This is a genomic window from Paraburkholderia sp. BL6669N2 (assembly GCF_003387275.1).
Taxonomy (GTDB): Bacteria; Pseudomonadota; Gammaproteobacteria; order Burkholderiales; family Burkholderiaceae; genus Paraburkholderia.
The window spans coordinates 534966-554857 of sequence record NZ_QUNA01000002.1 but is presented as its reverse complement, the minus strand read 5'-3'; the positions used below and the strand labels follow the sequence as shown (position 1 = coordinate 554857).

The window sequence follows — 19892 nt, the reverse complement described above, 5'->3', positions numbered from 1 at the left end:
CACCTCTAATAAAGCCTGTCTTTTAGTTCCTGGTTCCGATGCTACGCGGCGAACCGCTTAGCTCTGCTACAGCGTCGCGTACCACGGTGGGCGGCGACAATCTCGCCGAAGTGGGCTGCGCCGGCCTGCCCGCCTGCGGTTGTAACGAAATATACAAGAATCTCCGCACTGGATGTGTTGGAAAGGTATGTCAAAAGATGTCATCGTTTGTGCTGGCCACAACGCTGACTGGCGAAAGCCCACGACCCCCCGGCGCCATTCGTACGTACCGGGCATGCCATCCTGGCTGCACATATTACATCTGTCGCTCCTCGTCAGCCATGAGACGCTTGCACCCTTGCGCGCGGCCAGAAAAATAGGCGCGGCACCGCTCTGGGTAGCGGAACGAGCCCGTCGATGACATTTCCTGACACGATTTGCTAACACCTGGCGTTATGAAATTCGCCTACATTTCTTCGATCGATCGTCTGCTGCAGCTTCTGCGGTGCGCTCGCATTGCGGTTAGTCGCGGCCCGGTCATCACTCGTTTGTGAGCGTTATTCTCTTCCTATGTCAGCTCAGATTCTTCTAATCGACGACGACGCCGAATTGTGTGATGCGACTCGCCGCTACCTGCTGGGGTGGGGTTTCGACGTGTCAGTGCTGCATGGCGCGCGTTCGCTCGAATACCGGCTCAAACACGTCCGCCCGGACCTGATAGTGCTCGATCTTATGATGCCGGGCGTCGACGGTTTGACGGCACTGCGCAGGTTACGCGCATCAGGCGACGACATTCCCGTCCTGATGCTCACCGCCCGCGCCAGCGAAGAGGACCGCGTCGCTGGCCTTGAATTGGGCGCCGATGACTATCTCGGCAAACCGTTTAACCCGCGTGAGCTGGTAGCACGGATTCAGTCGGTGCTGCGGCGCCTGGCCGCCGTTCCCGATGCGGCCGTTCCCCCACGAAGGCAGCCTTACGCATTCGGCGCGCTCACGCTGGACTTTCAGTCGCGCACGCTGAACAGGGGAGAGACGTCTCTTACGCTATCTTCCAGTGAGTTCGCGCTGCTGCAGATTTTCGTTAATTTTCCTATGTGCACACTCAGCCGCGAGCGTCTTCTCAAGTCACTTCATGGCCCGGAGTCCGAGACCCCCGATCGCAACATCGACGTTCAGGTCTGGCGTCTGCGCCGCCTCGTGGAAACTGACCCGTCGACACCACGATTCATCCAGACCGTCCGCGGCTGCGGATACGTCTTCGTGCCGGACCTCGAAGAGCATGCTGCCGGCACAGCGGCGCACCATTCGCATAACTGAGGTCTCTGGTTGCCCTCCTGCTGCTGATGCGCCTTTCGCGGAATATGCGCCGATTGCTTTTCGAGCGCGACCAGTCGCAAAAGTGCTATGTGGTAACAGTGGGCACGTGGCGAGCTGCGCGAACGCCACGGCAAGGATAATTGAAATACGTCGAGCGCCGGCTAACTGACCCGTGCAGATATACGCGATTTTTGAGCGGCCGTTATATCCTGGTCGCTATCCGCGAACTGGACGCAGTCGCGCATCGTCCCTGCGTCGAGCTTCGGACAGGATGCAAAACGGCCGCTATGCGTCCCGCCCGCCCATGGGGCGGACACGAATAGACTCAGGTCAATAGTACCCGGGAGCGACGACCAGTGGCGGTCGAGGGACTACAACCAGTGGCCGGGCCATTACTGGACGACCCACCGGAACGACTACACAGCCGCTAAGCACCGCGGCACTCATGCAAAAACCGGCAGGAAGCACAAAACGACGAAGAATACGCGCATTAAGCATTATTTAAACTCCTTTCAATTGAGACTCAGCGACTGGCAGTAGGGATGCGTTCAGGCGTTACAGCTGGGTGCGACGACCAGGCGGGGATTGATTTCAGTGCGCCAGGCGCGCAGAAGTTCCAGCTATCGGCTTGCGCATGGCGGGTTGCTAGCGTCGGGGTTGCCGGAGCGCGCAGCAGCCCATCTTTCGACCTGACGAGGCGACGCGCTGCGACATATACACAGTTAGACCAGCCGCGGGTATTGAAGCTTGCCTTACAAGCGCTTACCGCTGATGCTGTGCAACAAACTGCTCGATCTGCTCAAGCGTCACATACCCTTGATGCGTAGTATCGATTTCATCGAAATGGGCTGCGACGCGCGGCATACCTGCCTGCGCCTGTTCTTTCGTGAGCTTGCCGTCATGAGTTGCGTTCGCGGCAGTAAAGCGCGCTTCCAGCATCTGCTGCATGCTGTTCTGCGCGAACGCAGACGACACAGCGAACATCGCAGCCAGAAGAATGAATAAACGTTTCATCAAAGATTCCTTTAAGAAAATGAATGACGTGCACGGAATAGCTAGGGGACGAAGCTCGACCCGGATTTTCAGCCGGCAGAATTCCAGACCAAGCCATGCCACGACCACATGAGCGAAATCAGTACGGTGCGTAGTAGTAAGGTGGCGGGGCGCCATAGATTAGGGCGCGGGGCGGCATGGGGCGTACAGGCACGACAACCGCTGCCGGACGAGATGTTTCGATCGTGTCTCCCTTCGCCGTGATGCATTGCGCGTACGCGTTGTCGTATTGCTGCTGCAACGACGCTTCGGTCTGATTGTGCTGCGCGGAGCCCGTCATGCTGCCGAGCAGCAGTCCGGCACCCGCACCGATTGCGGCGCCGGCACCGGCGTTGCCCGCCCCGGCGCCGATCAGAGCCCCGGCCGCAGCGCCTCCAGCCGTGCCCACGGCGGTAGCAGCAAGTCCGGAGGTTGCCGCCTGATGCGAGGCCGCCGCCGGATTCACGACCTGCGTCGCGTACGTGCGGCAACCATAGTCGTCCTGCTGGAACTGGTTGAGGGTCTTGCCGTTCGCTGGGACCGCCATGACGGTAGGAGCACCCGGCGGCGTAACCGCACACCCCGCCATGCCCAACCCAACAGCGAGGCAGACAAGCAGCGGCGCGGTACGAGTCGATGTCAGATTCTGGTTCATTGATAATCCTCTCACGATGATGCAGCGCGAAGTAAGCGCTTAGAAGTGGTAAGCAGCGCCCACCGATCCAAATACAGCCGCGCGTCGTTCAACGATCGGACTGTTCGCCGCATCGCCGAGCAAGGAACCGACGCCGAAAGCGCTTTGCAGTGACCACTGCTGGTTCAGCCGATGATCCCAGTCGATCCTGAGGTCGACTCGCGAAAAGCCAGCTGAGGGGTGATACGCCGAGAGGCCGGCCGTGCTGGACGCAGCCTGCTCGCTGTCGATACCGAACCACGTCTGCTGCGAAGGTCCGTTCGACCACACGGCGTCGGCGGACACGGACACCCGGTCAACGGGCTTCTGGACCAGCGCATAGGACGCGCTCAGCGTGACACGATTGCCATAGCCGGCATGCGCGGACTGAAGGAAGCGGAGACCGGCGCTCGCTGGACCATAGTGCCAGCGAGCGAACGCACCGAAGTCGAAGGACGTTGGGATATCTCCGGTACCGTTGAGCACCGCCGCATCGTCCTGGTTGCGGCCCGGCTGAACACCGATCAGCAGGCCCACCGCAACACTGGGCCACAACGGGTAGGCAATGCCGCCGATAAACCCCTGCACGAAGATTGCCCCCTTCGACAGCGACAGCGTGGGCAACGGCAGCACACGATAGGACTTACTGCCTTCATAGTCGGGCAATGCGGTCACGTTGATGCCCACGCTGTTGCCCGGCGACGACTGCGCCAACGCCGGTGAGTTTGGCAGGTACGCGCTGGCGGTGACAGCGAGCGCGCCCAGCCACCGTCGTGCGCGGCCTCGCTTAAAAACGGCGGCGACAGAGCGATGGTCATGCATGTTCAAGCCCATCCATCGATGGTTGTCGGGCGAACCGCAACGCCCACGCTTGTATCAATCGCCAGGGACCCCGCAGGCGCCGTGCCGACAGCCATAGAAATTGCCGCACTGGCAGCAGACACGGGAACGATTTGAAATTTCACTGCACACTCTCCATGTGATGGATCCGCTCCACCGGCGAACCCCGCATGACACAGCCGCCAATGTAGAGAACCTGTGCGCTACATGTTGTTAGAAATGTGTTGCATGTCATGTCAAGTCACGTCGCGGGGAAGCGATACCGCACAAGTGGACGTGACAGGGCCTTTGCACGCAGGTCGAGACGTGGACTTTGAAAAACGATCGTGGGCGCGACTGGACTCTGGAGCGCGCAGATCAGCAGACGACGTTACAACGGCGCGCCCGTCATCATGGGATCGGGGCCTGGCTCTTCGACGACGTCCAGCCGCCGCCGAGGTTCTTCACCAGCCCAACGTCGCTTTTCGCCAGTGCCCCCTGCGTGTCGTTCAGGTTCTGTCTGGCCGTCAGTAGCGTCACTTGCTGATTCAAATCGGACTGCTCGCTCGCGGTTCCGGCCGTCAGTTGCGCGGCGACACTCTCCAGCAACTGCCGGTTGCGCTGGTAAATGTCGGCAAACGCGTGCTCCTGCTGGCGCAGATGGTTCAATGACGATAGGCTGTCTTCCACGTTCTGGAACGCCGTGAGCACGGCTTCGCGATAAGATGCGACGTCTTCGTCATAGGTCGCCTGCGCCTTGTGCACGGCCGCCACGCGGGCACCACCGTCAAACAGCGTGGCGGCAAGTGAGGGACCGAGCGACCACATCCGGGTCGGCAATGAGAACAGCGTCGCGAAGGTGTTGTGTTGCACGAGACCCTGTGCCGATAGATCGAGGTCCGGAAAGAATGCGGCCTTCTCTACCCCGATGAGCGCGTTCGCAGCAGCAGCGGTGCGTTCCGCGCTGACCACGTCAGGCCGTCTTTCCAGCAACGCAGACGGCAGCACGGATGGCACCTCGGGCTCGCGAAACACATAGTCGAGCCGCGGTGCAATCGACAACGAAGCCGGCGGCACACCCGTGAGCGCCGCGATTGCGTGCTCGTCCTGCTCGCGCGAGGTCTGTGAAATTTGCAGGTTCGCGACAACCGCCTCCTGCGTGTCCTGCGCATACAGCAGATCGACTTGCGACGCAGTCCCCTGTGCCAGCGCTGCGCGCGTGATCGCGAGAATGCGCCCGTTGACCGCCTCCTGCTGCCGCAACAGGTCGATGTCGATATCAAGCTGGCGGATGTCGAAATAGTCGGTCGCCAGCGTCGCGGCAATCGACAATCGCTCGCCGGCAAGCGTCGCATCCGCGCCCTGCGCGTTTGCCTTGCCCGACTCGATCTGCCGGCGCACACCGCCCCACAGATCGACTTCCCAACTCGCCTCGGCCTTCGCGTATTGGTTCGTTGTGCTTGAACTGTGCGAGGCCGACGCGTCGACACCGAGCGTCGGAAACAGGCTCGCCCGGTCTGCAGCGACGGTGGCCTGCGCGAGCCGATAGGCGGCCGCCGCGCCTGCAATCGACTGATTCGACTGCAGCGCTGCGTCGACGAGCCGGGACAGCTCGGGATCGTCGTAGGCGTCCCACCACCGGCTTGAGAGCGATGCCTGCGGGCTGGGCGCCGCAAGTCGCCACTGTGTGCCCGCTTCCTTGAACTGCGTTGGAATCGCTACGGCCGGCTGGTGATAGTCCGGGCCGACCGCGCAGCCCGAAAGCCAAAGCGTCGCGCCGAGCGCACAGGCGCAGCAGCGCATGCCGACCGACACGGCCGACAGGTATCCGATGGGCGATTTCATGCGTGTTTCCTTCGGCGCCGCAACCGCTGCGACGCCCGATCGAGCCAGAGATAGATGACAGGGGTGGTATAGAGCGTGATGACCTGGCTGAGCACCAGACCGCCGATAATCGAGATGCCAAGCGGCTTGCGGAATTCGGACCCATAGCCCGAGCCCAGCACGAGCGGCAGCGCGCCGAAAATTGCGGCGACCGTCGTCATCATGATCGGACGGAAACGGATCAGGCCCGCGCGCACGATCGCCTCCTCCGGCGGCAGTGCATGCCGACGCCCTTCGGCAATCGCGAAGTCGATCATCATGATCGCATTCTTCTTCACGATGCCGATCAGCATCAGCACGCCGATCAACGCGATGATCGACAGCTCCGTGTGAGTGAGCAGCAGCGCGATCAAAGCGCCGACGCCCGCGGAAGGCAGCGTCGAGAGAATCGTCAAAGGATGAACCAGGTTCTCGTACAGCATGCCGAGCACGACGTACACCGACAACAGCGCGGCGAGGATCAGCAGCGGCTCGCTCGCCATCGACTCACGAAACGCCGCTGCCGTGCCGGCGAACGCGCCGGAGATACTCGCCGGCATTCTGAGCGCAGCGACGGCCTGACTGATCTGCTGCGTCACGGGTCCGATCGATGCGCCGGGGCGCAGGTTGAACGATACGGTAATGGCGGGGAACGTAGCCTGGTGATTGATCGAAATGGCGCTGGGGCCGGTCGAGAACCGGGCCATCGCGGCGAGCGGCACCAGCGCAGAACCGTTCGCCTGGGCCGCGGCCGACGGCGTAGCGGCGCTTGCCCCGGTTGCCCCCGCGGCGGCGGTCGTTGACGCGCCGCTCGTGGCGAGCGCCGGGCTCGCCGGAACATGGATGTCCTTCAGTACCGATGGACTTGTCCAGTACTCGGGTGCCACCTCCATCACGACGTGATATTGATTCGCGCTCTCGTAGATGGCCGAGACCTGCCGTTCGCCGAACGCGTCATAAAGCGCCTCGTCGATATCTTTGAATTTCACGCCCATTCGCGCGGCGGAGTCGCGGTCGACGTCGATGCCGACCTGCATGCTCTTGTCCTGCTGGTCGGTGTTGATGTCGGCCAGCGCCGGCATCTTGTGCATCTGCGCGACTAACTTCGGCACCCATTGATCGAGTGTCGCCTGGTCGTCCGCGGTAAGAGTGTACTGGTACTGCGCGGCACTCTGTCGGCCACCGGCCGCGAGGTCCTGCAACGACTGCAGATAGAGCTGTGTCCCCGGCATATCGGCAAGCCGTCGGCGCACCTGAGCGATCACCTGATCAGCCGTCGCGCGACGCTCACCCAGGGGCTTGAGCGTGACGAACAGCAGTGCGTTGTTGAGCGCGTTCGCTCCCCCCACGAAGCCACCCACGAACGCGACGTTCGGATTCTCCTGCACCGCCTTGTTGACCATCTGGAACTGATGCTGCATCTCGTGCCAGGAGATGCTTTGCGACGCCTGCAGCGTGCCAAGCAGCAGCCCCGTGTCTTCCTCCGGGAAGAAGCCTTTCGGAACCACGGCGAACAGCCAGAGGTTCAGCACGAACACCAGCACCGTCACGCCACCCATCAATAGCGGATGCCGCATGACCCAGCGCAACGACGTGCCGTACAGGCGAGAAAATCCGCTCTCGTGATGGTCGTCGCCGTTCCCGGCTTGCTGTCCTCCGCGCAGGAAAATGCTCGCCAGCATCGGCGTGACGGTGAGCGAAATCAGCATCGACATCACGATCGCGACGGAAAGCGACACCGAGAATTCACGCAGCAGCCGGCCCATCAGGCCACCCATGAACAGCAGCGGGACGAATACCGCGATCAGCGAAACGCTGATCGAAAACACCGTGAAGCCCACTTCCTGCGCCCCTGCGAGTGCCGCCTCGATGGGCTTCTTGCCGCGCGCCAGATGCCGCATGATGTTTTCGACGACAACGATTGCGTCGTCGACCACGAAACCGGTCGAAATGGTCAAGGCCATCAGCGAGAGGTTGTTCAAGCTGTAGCCAAGGAAATACATGACCCCGAACGTACCCAGCAGCGACAGCGGTACGACGATCGCCGGAATGAGCGTCGCGCGCCAGCTGCGGAAGAACGCGAACGTCACGGCCGTTACGAGCACGATGGATACAAGCAGGGTGATTTCGACGTCGAGCAGCGAGCCACGGATCGTCTTCGTACGGTCAACCGAAATCGCCAGCTTGATGGTCGACGGGATCGCCGCTTCGAGCGCCGGCAGTTCGGCCTTCACGTTGTCGACGGCGTCGATCACGTTCGCGCCCGGTTCCTTATAGAGGACCAGCAACACGGCCGGCTTGCCGTTCGACAGGCCGTAGTTCTCCAACTGCTCGACATCCTGACGTACATAGCCGAGGTCCGACACACGCACGATGTTGCCGTTGTTCTGCCTGACGATCAGCCGTCCGTAGTCGGCCGGCGAATACAGCATGTCGTTCGCGCCGATCGAATAGTTCTGTCCGCTCGCGGACATCGATCCCTTGGGCAAATCGACATTCGCATTCCCGATCGTGCTGCGGATCTGCTCCAGACTGATGCCGTAGTGGCTCACCCGCTCTGGATTCAGTTCAACCCGCACCGCCGGCAGCGAAGCGCCGCCCACCACCACGTTGCCCACGCCGGTTGTCTGCATCAGCTTCTGTTGCAGCACCGTCGACGCCGCGTCGTAAAGCTGCGCTGGCGTGGCCGTGTCGGAGGTCAGACTGATCACGAGGATGGGCGAATCCGCGGGATTGACCTTGCGATACGTCGGGCTGCCGTCCATGTTCGGCGACAGGTTGGTTTTCGCCGCGTTGATCGCGGCCTGCACGTCGCGTGCCGCGCCGTCGATATTCCGGCTCAGGTCGAACTGCAACGTGATCTGCGTTTGTCCGCGCGAGCTGACCGACGTCATCTGGGCCAGGCCCGCAATATGGCCGAACTGCCGCTCGAGCGGCGTCGTGACCGAGGTGGCCACGGTCGTCGGATCGGCGCCGGGCAGTTGCCCCTGCACCAGGATCGTAGGAAAGTCGATTTCAGGCAGTGGCGCGACCGGCAGCAGCCTGAATGCCAGGATACCGAACAGCGCAAGGGCGACCGCCAGCAACGTCGTCGCGATGGGCCGCCTGACGAATGGGCCAGACAGGTTCATTGCACATACTCCGTTGCGATCGGCTCGTCCGCAACAAAGCGTCTTTCCAGACGATGCATTGCCAGATAGATCACCGGCGTCGAGAACAAGGTCAGCAACTGGCTGACGCACAGGCCGCCGATAATCGCGATGCCGAGTGGATGCCTCAACTCGGAGCCCATGCCGGAGCCGAACGCGAGCGGCAGTGCGCCGAACAGCGACGCCATCGTCGTCATCAGAATGGGACGGAAGCGCTGTTCAGCCGCACGCCGGATCGCATCGTGTGCGGACAGGCCGTGGTTGCGTTGCCCTTCCAGCGCGAAGTCGATCATCATGATCGCGTTCTTCATCACGATGCCGATCAGCAGCACGATACCGATCAGGCCCATGATGTCGAACTGCGTCCCGGCCATCAGCAGCGCCAGCAGCGCGCCAAGCGCCGCCGAGGGGAGCGTGGACAGGATCGTGACGGGATGAATGAAGCTCTCGTACAGGATGCCGAGCATCAAATAGACCACGATCACGGCAGCGGCGACCAGATACCCTTCGCTCGCCAGCGACGACTGAAAGGTCGCGGCCGATCCTTCCAGCGACACCTGGACGGACTGCGGCAACCCTATCTGCTCCTTGACCCTCTCAAGACGGGCAATCGCAGTGCCGAGGCTGTATCCGGGAGCGAGATTGAATGACACGTCCGCATACGGGAACTGGCCCTTGCGATCAATCCTCAGCGGCGCGGGCATGACCTTCATCGTCGCCATCGACGCGAGCGGCGCGAGGCTGCCCGACGACGTATCGACATAGAGTCCTGAAAGCAGATGCGCAAGGTCGTCGGCGTTGTTTCTCGCGACCAGTACCACGTGATACTGGTTCAGCTGCGTGTAGATCGTCGACACCTGGCGCTGACCAAACGCGTCGTACAGCACGTCGTCGATCGCCTGCGGCGTGATGCCAAGGCGCGACGCGGTATCGCGGTCGAACGTGAGTTGCACCTGATTGCCTGACTGCATCGCCTCGCTCTGCACGTCGGCAAACGCCGGATCGCGGCGCAACGCGCCAACCAACTCGCCAGTCCAGCGAGTAAGCAGCGCCGGATCAGTCGACTGTACGCCGAGACGGTAGCTCGTCGTCGAGACGGTGTCGTCGAGCGTCAGATCCTGCACCGGATGCAGAAACAGGCGCACGCCCGCGAGGTCCGCGGTGTCACCGGTCAGGCGGCGGATCACCTCGTCGATGCGCGCTCGCTCGCCCTTGTCCTTCAGATTGATCAAGAGCGTGCCCTGATTGATCGTCGGTCTCGTCTGGTCGATGCCGACAAACGACGAGAGACTTGCGACTGCCGGATCGCGTGCGATCCGGTCGACGACCTGCTGCTGTTGGCCGATCATGCGCTGGAACGAAATGGTCGGTGCGGCCTGCACGACACCTTCGATCAGACCTGTGTCCTGCTCGGGAAAGAAGCCCTTCGGCATCAGCATCAGTGCCACGAACGTCAGCGTGGCCGTCAACACCACCGATGCGATCGTCAGGCGCCGATGCGACAACACCCAGTCGAGACCGCGTATGTACCCGCTGTTGAGCCGATCGAAGAAATCGACCCGATGCGAGTGTGGCCGTGCTTTTAACATGCGCGAGCACATCATCGGCGTAAGCGTCAGCGACACCGACGCCGACAGGACGATCGCCGCCGACAGCGTCAGCGCGAACTCACGGAACAGGCGCCCGACCACGTCGCCCATGAACAGCAACGGGATCATGACCGCAATCAGCGACACGGACAACGAGATGATCGTAAAGCCGATCTCCTTCGCACCCTTGATCGCGGCCCTCAGGGGCGTTTCCCCGGCCTCGATGTAGCGCGTAATGTTCTCGATCATTACGATCGCGTCGTCGACGACAAAGCCTGTCGCGACGGTCAGCGACATCAACGTGAGGTTATTCAGCGAAAACCCGAGCCCGTACGCGAGCGCGAGTGTGCCCGCCAGCGAAAGCGGCACGGTGACTGCGGGAATCACGGTAGCGGGCACATTGCGCAGGAATACGAATATCACCATCACGACGAGCGCCACGGCGATTGCCAACTCCGTTTCGACGTCGGCAACCGACGCGCGGATCGTCTTTGTGCGATCCGTCAGCACGGCGACCTTCACCGATGCGGGCAAGCTCGCCCGCAGTTGCGGCAACAGCTTCTGCACGCTATCGACCACATCGATCACGTTGGCGCCCGGCTGCCGCTGGATGTTCAGCACGATAGACGGCGTGCTGTTGGTCCACGCCGCCTGTTGCAAATTCTCGGCGCTGTCGATGGATTTGGCGATCTGCGCCAGCCGAACCGGTGCGCCTTGCCGGTACGCGATGATCAGGTCGCGATAGTCTGCCGCCGATTGCAGCTGGTCGTTCGCGCCGATCGAGTACGACTGGTACTTTCCGTCGAGACTGCCCTTCGCCAGGTCGACGTTGGCACTGCCAAGCGCGGTACGCACGTCGTCGATCGACATGCCGAGTGCGTTGAGCGCGCCGGTATCGGTCTGCACCCGCACGGCCGGCCGCTGACCGCCGCTGATCGTGACCAGGCCCACGCCTGAAATTTGCGAGATCTTCTGCGCAAGCCGGGTATCGGCCAGGTCCTCGATCTTTGTCAGCGGCAGCACGCCGGATGTCAGCGACAGCGTGAGCACCGGGGCGTCGGCAGGGTTGACCTTGCTGTAGACAGGCGGATACGGCAGATTAGCCGGCAGAAAGCTCGATGACGCATTGATCGCGGCCTGCACTTCCTGCTCGGCGACGTCGAGCGAAAACGACAGATCGAACTGCAACGTGATCACCGACGTGCCGTTCGAGCTCGTCGAGTTCATCGCCTTCAGCCCCGACATCTGGCCGAGCTGTCTTTCGAGCGGCGAGGTGATCGACGAACTGACCACATCCGGGCTTGCGCCGGGATACTGCGTGTAGACCTGGATCGTCGGATAGTCGATTTCCGGTAGCGCCGAAACAGGCAGCAGGATGTATCCCAGCACCCCGGCCAGAAACAACGCGATCGTCAACAGCGCGGTCGCAATGGGCCGCTCGATAAAGATTCGTGAAGCGTTCATCGTCAGCTCCGCTCAGTGCGCCACGACTTTCACGAGCGAGCCGGTATCAAGCCTGTCTGCACCGTCGGTCGCGACCCGCTCTCCTGCCTTCACACCGCCATCGAGAATCGCCGTGTCGTCGCCTTTTACCGGCCCGGTCTTCACGTTGCGCAATACCACTGCGCCTGCGCCGCCGATCACGAAAACGAAATTGCCGTTCGCGCCATGCTGGATTGCCGTAGTCGGCACGACCGGAATCCGGCGCAGCGTGTCGACCTGCATCCGGACATTCACGAATTCGTTTGGGAACAGCGCGCTGCCGGAATCGGGGAATACGGCCTTGACGTTGATCGTGCCGGCGCTCGTATTGACGAGGTTGTCGACCGCAAGCAGCGAGCCCTTCGCCAGCAACGATTTGCCGTCACGGTCGTAGGCCAGCACCTGAACCTCCCCGTGCGACATCGCCCGCCGGATCTGTCCCACGTCGTCTTCCGGCACCGAGTAGATCACGGTCGCCGGCTGCATCTGCGTGATGACCGCGATACCGGTCGTGCTGGTGCTGCTCACGTAGTTGCCGGGGTCGACCAGGCGCAGACCCACCACGCCGTCCACCGGAGACGTGATGGTGCAATAGCCGACCTGAACCTGCAGATTGTTCACGTTGCCCGTGTCTGCCAGCACGGTACCTTCGTCCTCCTGGACGCTAGCAACTTGCGTATCGAGCGTCTGCTGTGTAATCGAACCCGCTTTGATCAGCTGCTGATAACGTTGCAGGTCCAGTTTCGCGTTTGCGAGTACAGCCTGGTCATGGCGCAGCGTACCCTGTGCCTGCAGCAACTGCGCGTCGAGCGCCCGCGAATCGATGCGTGCAATCACCTGTCCTTTCCTGACCGTCTGCCCCTCGCTGAAATCGACGGAACGCAGTATCCCGTTGACCTGCGTGATGACCGTGACGGTACGCGTCGGTGTCACGGTGCCGAGCGAATCGATGTAGACAGGAACATCGGTAACCGAAGCCGCAACCGCGCTCACAGGGATCGGATCTGGCGCGACAGCCGTCTGACGGTGACCGTGAGCCTGGTGGAACCACCTAGTAGCCACGACGCCGGCCATGAATATACTTAGTATTGCAAAGTATCTTGTAAGGTTCTTCATCATACGACCTGAAAAAATGGCCATCTCATCAAATGCTCACGCTGCCCTGCCGGACCTTTGGGCGGGGCTCGAGGATCACATTGAATCGTAGTCTTTACGACACGACGACGGTGCAGTCATCGCGCTGACAAGCGCCCGTTAAGGAATGGGAATTTGCACCACGACCTTGAGTCCGGACGGTGCATTCTGGAAGAGATCGAGCGTGCCGCCATGCTGCTGTGCGATGTGCTCCGCTATCGCGAGACCGAGGCCGCTTCCGCCCTTTCGATCCGCCTCAGAGCCGCGCCTGAATGGTTGCTTTATCAACGACAGAAGCGCTTGAGGCACACCCGGTCCCCGATCCTCAACCGCAATCGAGAGAGTTCGCGCGTCGATGGCAGTCCTGACTGCGAGTCCGACCTGACCGTGCACGACCGCGTTCTGCATCAGGTTCATCAGAAGGCGCTGCATGCCAACCGGTCGGAACGCAACAGGTGGCAATTCCGCGAGCGACAGTTCGAAGGTGCGACCGAGACCTGCATAGTCGGCAGCGAGCTGTTCGATCAGCGCGTTCAGATCGCCGTGCGTCGCCGGTTCGCTATCCCACCCACGGGCGAAATCGATAAACTGCTGGACGATCGCGTCGATCTCCTCGACAAAGCGTTCCGCGCTGGCGGCCGGTGCCTCGAATGACTCGGGTGCGAAGATGGCCATGCGCAGCTTGGTCAGCGGCGTGCGGATATCATGCGATATGCCCGCAAGCATTTCGGCGCGCGTCGCTTCGAGATCTTCGAGCGTCGACGCCATCCGGTTGAACGCCTCCTCCACTGTTGCCAGCTCGCGCGGGCCGCTCACGGGAACCGCCTCGGGCCAGACGCCACGCTCGATGGTGCCGGCAGCGCGCGCCAGCCGGCGCAGCGCCTGTTCGACCGGCCGGTGGATCAGATAGGCCCCAAGAGCAGGAAGGATAGCCGCACTTAACAACAGGCCGATCAGCGCCCAAGGCAGCGTACTGCTCATGGCCGACGTTCCACGCAGCGCCACCCAGTACCGCACGTCCTGCACATGTAGACGCACCCAGATCCGGTGCCCGTCGCGCTCCCAGCGAAGCTGTTCGTCCGGGGCAAGTTCCGATGCCAGTCGACCGAAGAAGCGGTGCGCCATGTAGTCGGGAGGCAACCCGTCGTGAGCCTGTGGCGGCGGCAGTTCACCCTGGGGCGCTCGATTCATTTCGAGCAGTTGCCGGTTTCGCTCCTCCTCCGGCAGGACTGACAACAGCCGGTCCAAGATCCGGATCTGCGATGCCACGAGCGCTGCCCCGTCGTCAACTCTCGGCTTCTGGATAAAGTTCAGATAGACGCCAAAGACCAGGATCTGGCTTGTCAGCATCAGTACAATCAGCAGCAATACGTTGCGCGCGAAAAGGGAACCCCGCCATACCGACTTGCCGCTTCCTTTCATCTCGCTCTCTCGATGACCTGCTACGCAGGTTATACATAAAACAGTCAGGTGCCTTTGGCATTCGATTGACCGGTCCCGGGACCGCGGCCGGTCCTCTGCATCGTTGCCTGGGAAAGACACTTATCCACTTGCGCGGTCATGCCCTACAGCGCGCCCAAAAAGTTGGCGGACGAATTGCCATAGCGTCGCGCGCGCCGCGCCAGGTCCATCAGTGCCGCATACGGCCCTGTTCACTGTGATGCCAAGCTATTGAACGATCGTGAAGGTATCACGGCGGGGGATAATCGTTTCGGTGCACGTCCATTCAGGCTGATGTACCCTCCGAGCGCAAGTGCACTCAAGACGACCAGCAGCACAAAGTCGGCAACCCGCAGACCCGGACGAGCAGCCCTGGCGCCGAAGTGATGTGCAACATTGCTTTGCTGCTTTGACGGACGGGGGTGATGTGTCGCACGAGACAGGTACGGTGCAGACATTTCACAACCAGTGACCGGCCACCCAGACCCCACCTACCCAGTGACCAGGCATCCAGACGCGACGCGGCCCCCTAACTACAATCACAGGACGACGTGGCATGACGAAGACCGCCGTGGAAGGTGGAGGCGCTGGCGCAACCGTCACAACCGGGGCGACTGCTGCGGGCACGGCTGCTGCGTAACCGTTTTGCACGACCACGGTCGGCGGCGCATAGACAGGTACCGCAGGAACGACCGCGACGGGAGCCGGCACGCCGACACCGACGACCACGCCGGCGAATGCCGAAGCGGTCATGGATGTGAGCAGAGCCCCGCCCGCCAGCATGGCAAACGTTCGAGTTTTCATGAGCATCTTCCTTTACAGAGAGGACACGAGGTGTATCGCGCGCCGAGAAGAGAATGTACAGAGATCGCGACCTCAAATCTGTTGGAAAGGTGTGTCAAAAAATGTCATTTTGGCACCGGCGCGGGAATGATCGCCTTATTGCACCAAATCCCTTGCCAGCAACTTACGCCAAAGACACTGCGACGCTCAAGAAACCGCTCGAACAACAGGCCATCGCCGAGCTGATAGAAACCAGACGGCGACCTCCTGATCTGGCCACGCATCAGCCAGACTGAGCAGGACTCCCTGGATGCAACCTGTCGCAGGTTATACAGATTTCTTCGAGCAGGTGTTCCCTCCGTCAGGGGGCATCCCGAACCCCGAAACCCATCGCAACGCATAGGCGACGAAGCCATCGTGGGAGTGCGTACAGCTGTCGCGTTCTAACCGGCTCGCACATCGTGCTAAGCCAAATACGGATGACATCGTTTGACATGCTTTGCTAACACCTGGTGTCGTCCAATTCGTTTAGATTTCCCCATCGAATCGCCACATCCCGACGCTTACTCGCACCGCCCTTATCCAAACTTGGCCTCCTTCCCCGGGATTGCCTATGCCGCCCCGGTCGATTCGGGCGACGAATGTACAGGAAGCGTGTCGAGAAAAAGCGAAGTCGACTTGCGCTTGAGCCGCAGGGCTTCCCGTCGCCAACCAGCTTCCCGTATATAAGGGGATCATTATGTACGAGCCTCTATTGATTGAACCACTGCAGGAAGGCGGACTGGACGCGCTCCGAGTCGTCATCGGAAACAGCGCGGCTCTGCTTGGCGCCAACGAGATAGAAGAGCTGATCAGGTATCTCAGTCACCTCCGCGCTCAAATGCTACCAGCGCCACCGCCAGCACCAGTGGAATCCGTGACTTACACGCTCGAAGTCGACCCGTCCTGGCATGTCGATAAGAGCCCTTTATTGGAGGGTTCCACCGTTCTGATGCTTCGGCACGCTGGCTTTGGCTGGATCGCATTTTCACTGCCTCCGCAGAGCATCGCGAAACTGCAAGCCGCGCTGACTGTGCGGCCGCCTTTTGCGATGAGCCCGGTGGCAAATTAAACTGAGTTAAGGTCGAAAGTGGTGTTCGAGGTGAGGCACGGATTTGAAGGCGGACGCGGTTTAGCTGAGAATGGGGTTCTGGTAACCATCTAGCCGGCCTCCCTCCGTTCGACGCGAACGGCTGGCGCAAAGTCGGGGTGCGAACACCAACGTGACGCACAGGAGCTCGCCGCGCGCTTTAAGGCATGACATCGCTACACTGACCTCACCCAAGATCCGTCCGCATTTTGGGTACAAGCGATTCCTCCGGCACGACGATCTCTGAACCACGTGCAGCTGGTGAGATCAGGCAGCCCGGCGGAGACCGATAAGCGGTTACTGGATGCAGACTCGACAGAGGTCAACCGTTCTCCGGTAAACATTCCGGTTAAGCCAAGGGACAAACGTATATTCGTCGTATGCGTTTGCGCCGATGTAGATCCAGTGGTGCAAGAAGTTGTCAATGTCAGTCACCTTGGCTTGAAGTCTGGCGAAAAGTGTTGTCTGCGCTTGTAATGCGCGGCGACATCACGGGTAATGGGGACGCGTCCTTCCCGGTGTGGCGGCCGCGGCGATGGCTTCTCTCTGCGGAGACAAAGGTGCAGGTGAGAAAGAGCGCTTTGGTTGCGCAGTCGATGAAAGACACCGCCGGTTGGAGCAGCGAGTCGTTGAACTGGAGGGCAATGGTCGGTGCAACCGCCAGTATGCTCATCGCGCAGAGAAAGCAGACAAAGGGACGTGCGATTCGTGCTTCGAGCACGACCGCGAGCCCAGACACAATCACGATCAACCGTGTGCCTATGATCACGGCGAGCGCGGTGCCGCTGTCTGTCATTGCGAAGTCCAAAGCTGTCTCGATCAGTGTCCACCAGCAGACGACGAGCGCTGAAATAATGACCGCGGGCCCTGGCGGCGCGCGGCAGCCGCTCGCGTTCGGGTCCGTATGCGGAACAAAGCGATGACCTGTATGTTTGCTGATCATGGTTCAACCTTCGCACGGGCAGGTTGAGACGAAAATGCGTCTTTGCAACCAATTTACGAATTACTTGCTGTAGACGCGTGAACAGGTTGCAACGCATTGGTTCCGATAGTCGCGACAGGGGACCTGTCATAACTTCGAAGTAGTCACGCTTCAAGCCGCACCACCTATGGTTGCCAAGATAGGACGAAGATCGGTATCGAATCCATTCTGCGAGCGTTTGGACTTCTGCCAACCGTTGTTTGCCGCAGATATACGCCGGTATCGCCCTGGATACCGTCGGGCTGGAGGAGAGGTGCCGCAGGTGCAGGTTTCTTTCCCGGTCGCTACCGAAGCAAGGTAGTCGACCCTGAACAATTCGTTTTGTCGGCAGCTCAAGTTACACTGTTGAGATAGTGGCAACGGTACGGTTGAGCAAAGCGATGAGAACGAGGGCGTAAAAAAGCCTCAGTTTCCTGACGATCATTCGCAGGTTGTGACCTGCGCCGCACAGCACCGCGTGCATCGCATCGCCCAAGGCGCCTTTTAGCCAGTTCTGATCGAGTTTTCCATCGGCCTTCATGTGGCCGATGGCTGGTTCGATGGCGCTTCGCCGCCTGATCATCGCACGTAGTCCGCGTGTGATGCCGCGCCGCAAACCCGGGTGGTAGATCTTCACGCCGTCGATGGCAACGCCCTTGTAACCACGATCCACGACTGCCACCTCGGGCTTCGCGTCGCTCAGGATCGCGGTCTGTTCCAGCGCTTCAGCCAGCGTATGCCCGTCGTACGGATTGACCGGCATCGAGCGCATGCCGACCACCAGCCCTTCCTTGTGTGTCGTCGTGATCGACACTTTTACGCCGAACTCGTAAGGGGTGCGTGCCTTGTCCTTGGCCAGACATTCGACTTCGGGCGCGTGCAGCGCATACAGCTTGTTCTTGTCCTTTGGTTTTTGCGACAAGATGCGCTTCGTGCGCGCAATTAGTTCCAGCAGCGCCTCATGGCCGCTGTCGCCCACCTGAGCGGCTTGCCGTTCCACGTCGCGCATGACGCGGCCGACCCGGGAGCGCAGCGTACGCAGTGCCTTTCTCATCCGTTTGAACCGCTTCGCGTGCGCGTAGCGGCCAATCTGCAACGCCAGCCGTGGTGCCTCGCGGTTGTAGTTCTGCCTGAGCTTCAGTCCGTGCCGCGCCGCTGCCTTCGCCAGAATGCTCACGGCATCGCTCCAGCAACCGGGAATCGGTCGGATGCGCGATCGCTTTCTGCATGACCGTGGTGTCAACGATCACGCGCTTCACGCTCGAAGCCTTGATCACGCCGGCACGTTTGGCTGCCTCAATCGTTTCCGCCAGCAGTTCCTCAATCGCCCAGTCGTGCGCGCCAGCGCGTCAGGCTCGACGGATCAATCGGGGGCTCGGTCTGCAAATAGGTCTCGCCAGTGAACACCCGCCAGTACCGGTTCTCTACCCATTGCCAGACCACCTCTTCGTCGGACAGGTCGAACGCGTGCTGCAAATACAGCAGCCCGGCAATCAGGTGCGGCGACGTTGCCGGTCGCCCCTTGTGCGACACGAAGCTCTCGCTCATCGACACAGCCAACCGATCCCAGTTGATCAGATCGGCCAGTCGCACTAGCGGTGCTTCAGGTTGATCTGCTCGCGCAGCGGTTGCCGGAAAAAATCTCGCTCAGTTACAGGCGTCTTCGGACCCATCCGCACCTCGCCAGAATTGCGGGATTCACGCATCAATATGCCAGGTCCCTGCAATTCCGACAACACCATTTGGACTCAAATCCTCACCGAACAAGGCTCTCCGGGTTATTCAAGACGAACAAGGTAGCGTCATGCGGCCCGATGGCATTTCCACGATACGACTGCTTGTTGATCAGCAACGGTGGCGTTTTGGGATTGAGAACAATGCGGGCCGCCCGGCATAGTGCGGCGACAACCTCGAACGGACAGAAGCGGCGTTTTGAGGATTGCGCACGCCAAGCCGCAATGTCGTGCCGAGCTTCGGGCTATTCATTCCGGAAGGGATAGCGCAACATACGCCGGTATAATGGACAGTCGATGCTCGATGGTCTAGTTTGGACAGGCTAAGCTTAGACAGCCAACTCATGCCCCCAAGAAATCCATCCAGCCAACCACTGCCGACTCCCGTCAGTGGGACGGTCTGGATCATCGACGACGATGAATCGTCGCGCCTCGCAATCGAAAGCCTTGTGCAGTCGATTGGCTATTCGACGCAGGTTTTTTCGCTGGCGGCCGACTACCTGGCGGCTCGCACCTCTCATCTGCGCACCGAAAATGGAGTTCTGATTTCCGACATCCGCATGCCCGGGATGTCAGGCCTGGAGTTGCTCGACCGTCTTGTCGTGCTGGGCGCGGCGCCGCCGACAATCTTCGTGAGCGCGTTCCCCAGCGACGGGTTGCGTTTGCAGGTGCAGGCGAGCCCGGCTGTCGCGCTCCTCGACAAACCGGTGGACGCGGTAGCCTTGAAGAGGGAACTCGCAAATATCCGGATCTGAATAGCGAGCGCAAGGCCGGAGCCGTGTCGAACTCCTCTGTCACGGTCTCGAGAT

Annotated in this window: 13 protein-coding genes and 1 pseudogene; 3 read left to right on the top strand and 11 right to left on the bottom strand. The window is 61.0% G+C overall.

What is annotated here, in order from left to right:
- Positions 1 to 549: 549 nt before the first annotated feature.
- Positions 550 to 1296, top strand: a complete 747-nt coding sequence (locus B0G80_RS25055) for a response regulator (protein WP_116120488.1) — start codon at positions 550 to 552, stop codon at positions 1294 to 1296.
- 762 nt (positions 1297 to 2058) lie between these two features.
- Here the strand turns inward: B0G80_RS25055 and B0G80_RS25050 are convergent.
- From B0G80_RS25050 to B0G80_RS25010, 9 genes are all read right to left on the bottom strand, one after another.
- On the bottom strand, positions 2059 to 2310 hold the full coding sequence (locus tag B0G80_RS25050; protein WP_116120486.1) for an EF-hand domain-containing protein: 252 nt from the start codon (positions 2308 to 2310) through the stop codon (positions 2059 to 2061).
- A gap of 118 nt (positions 2311 to 2428) precedes the next feature.
- The gene (locus B0G80_RS25045) at positions 2429 to 2983 is read right to left on the bottom strand and encodes a glycine zipper domain-containing protein (RefSeq protein WP_258879027.1); all 555 of its coding nucleotides are present in this window, start codon (positions 2981 to 2983) and stop codon (positions 2429 to 2431) included.
- Between the two features lie 39 nt (positions 2984 to 3022).
- Complete coding sequence (locus tag B0G80_RS25040) at positions 3023 to 3823, bottom strand: MipA/OmpV family protein (protein WP_181920062.1); 801 nt, start codon at positions 3821 to 3823, stop codon at positions 3023 to 3025.
- Positions 3824 to 4231: 408 nt separating this feature from the next.
- Positions 4232 to 5665, bottom strand: coding sequence for an efflux transporter outer membrane subunit (locus B0G80_RS25035; protein ID WP_116119845.1), 1434 nt, complete (start codon positions 5663 to 5665; stop codon positions 4232 to 4234).
- Complete coding sequence (locus B0G80_RS25030; RefSeq protein WP_116120476.1) at positions 5662 to 8814, bottom strand: efflux RND transporter permease subunit; 3153 nt, start codon at positions 8812 to 8814, stop codon at positions 5662 to 5664. Before B0G80_RS25030 ends, B0G80_RS25035 begins: the two co-directional genes overlap by 4 nt.
- A complete protein-coding gene (locus B0G80_RS25025; protein ID WP_116120474.1) occupies positions 8811 to 11885 on the bottom strand; it encodes an efflux RND transporter permease subunit in 3075 nt (1024 codons plus the stop codon). The genes B0G80_RS25030 and B0G80_RS25025 overlap by 4 nt, the downstream gene beginning before the upstream one ends.
- 12 nt (positions 11886 to 11897) lie before the next feature.
- A complete protein-coding gene (locus B0G80_RS25020; protein ID WP_258879026.1) occupies positions 11898 to 12965 on the bottom strand; it encodes an efflux RND transporter periplasmic adaptor subunit in 1068 nt (355 codons plus the stop codon).
- A gap of 192 nt (positions 12966 to 13157) precedes the next feature.
- Complete coding sequence (locus B0G80_RS25015; RefSeq protein WP_116120470.1) at positions 13158 to 14459, bottom strand: ATP-binding protein; 1302 nt, start codon at positions 14457 to 14459, stop codon at positions 13158 to 13160.
- 477 nt (positions 14460 to 14936) lie between these two features.
- The gene (locus tag B0G80_RS25010; RefSeq protein WP_116120468.1) at positions 14937 to 15281 is read right to left on the bottom strand and encodes a hypothetical protein; all 345 of its coding nucleotides are present in this window, start codon (positions 15279 to 15281) and stop codon (positions 14937 to 14939) included.
- A gap of 718 nt (positions 15282 to 15999) precedes the next feature.
- On the opposite strand from B0G80_RS25010, the gene B0G80_RS25005 reads away from it, so the two are divergent.
- On the top strand, positions 16000 to 16371 hold the full coding sequence (locus B0G80_RS25005; protein WP_147309909.1) for a hypothetical protein: 372 nt from the start codon (positions 16000 to 16002) through the stop codon (positions 16369 to 16371).
- Positions 16372 to 16816: 445 nt separating this feature from the next.
- On the opposite strand, the gene B0G80_RS45380 is transcribed toward B0G80_RS25005, so the two are convergent.
- Positions 16817 to 17332: a hypothetical protein gene (locus B0G80_RS45380; protein ID WP_147309908.1), complete on the bottom strand. Its 516-nt coding sequence runs from the start codon at positions 17330 to 17332 to the stop codon at positions 16817 to 16819.
- 376 nt (positions 17333 to 17708) lie between these two features.
- A pseudogene (locus B0G80_RS24995) lies at positions 17709 to 19023 on the bottom strand (IS5 family transposase).
- A gap of 374 nt (positions 19024 to 19397) precedes the next feature.
- Here B0G80_RS24995 and B0G80_RS24990 point away from each other — a divergent pair.
- On the top strand, positions 19398 to 19838 hold the full coding sequence (locus tag B0G80_RS24990) for a response regulator transcription factor (protein WP_258879025.1): 441 nt from the start codon (positions 19398 to 19400) through the stop codon (positions 19836 to 19838).
- Positions 19839 to 19892: the final 54 nt, after the last annotated feature.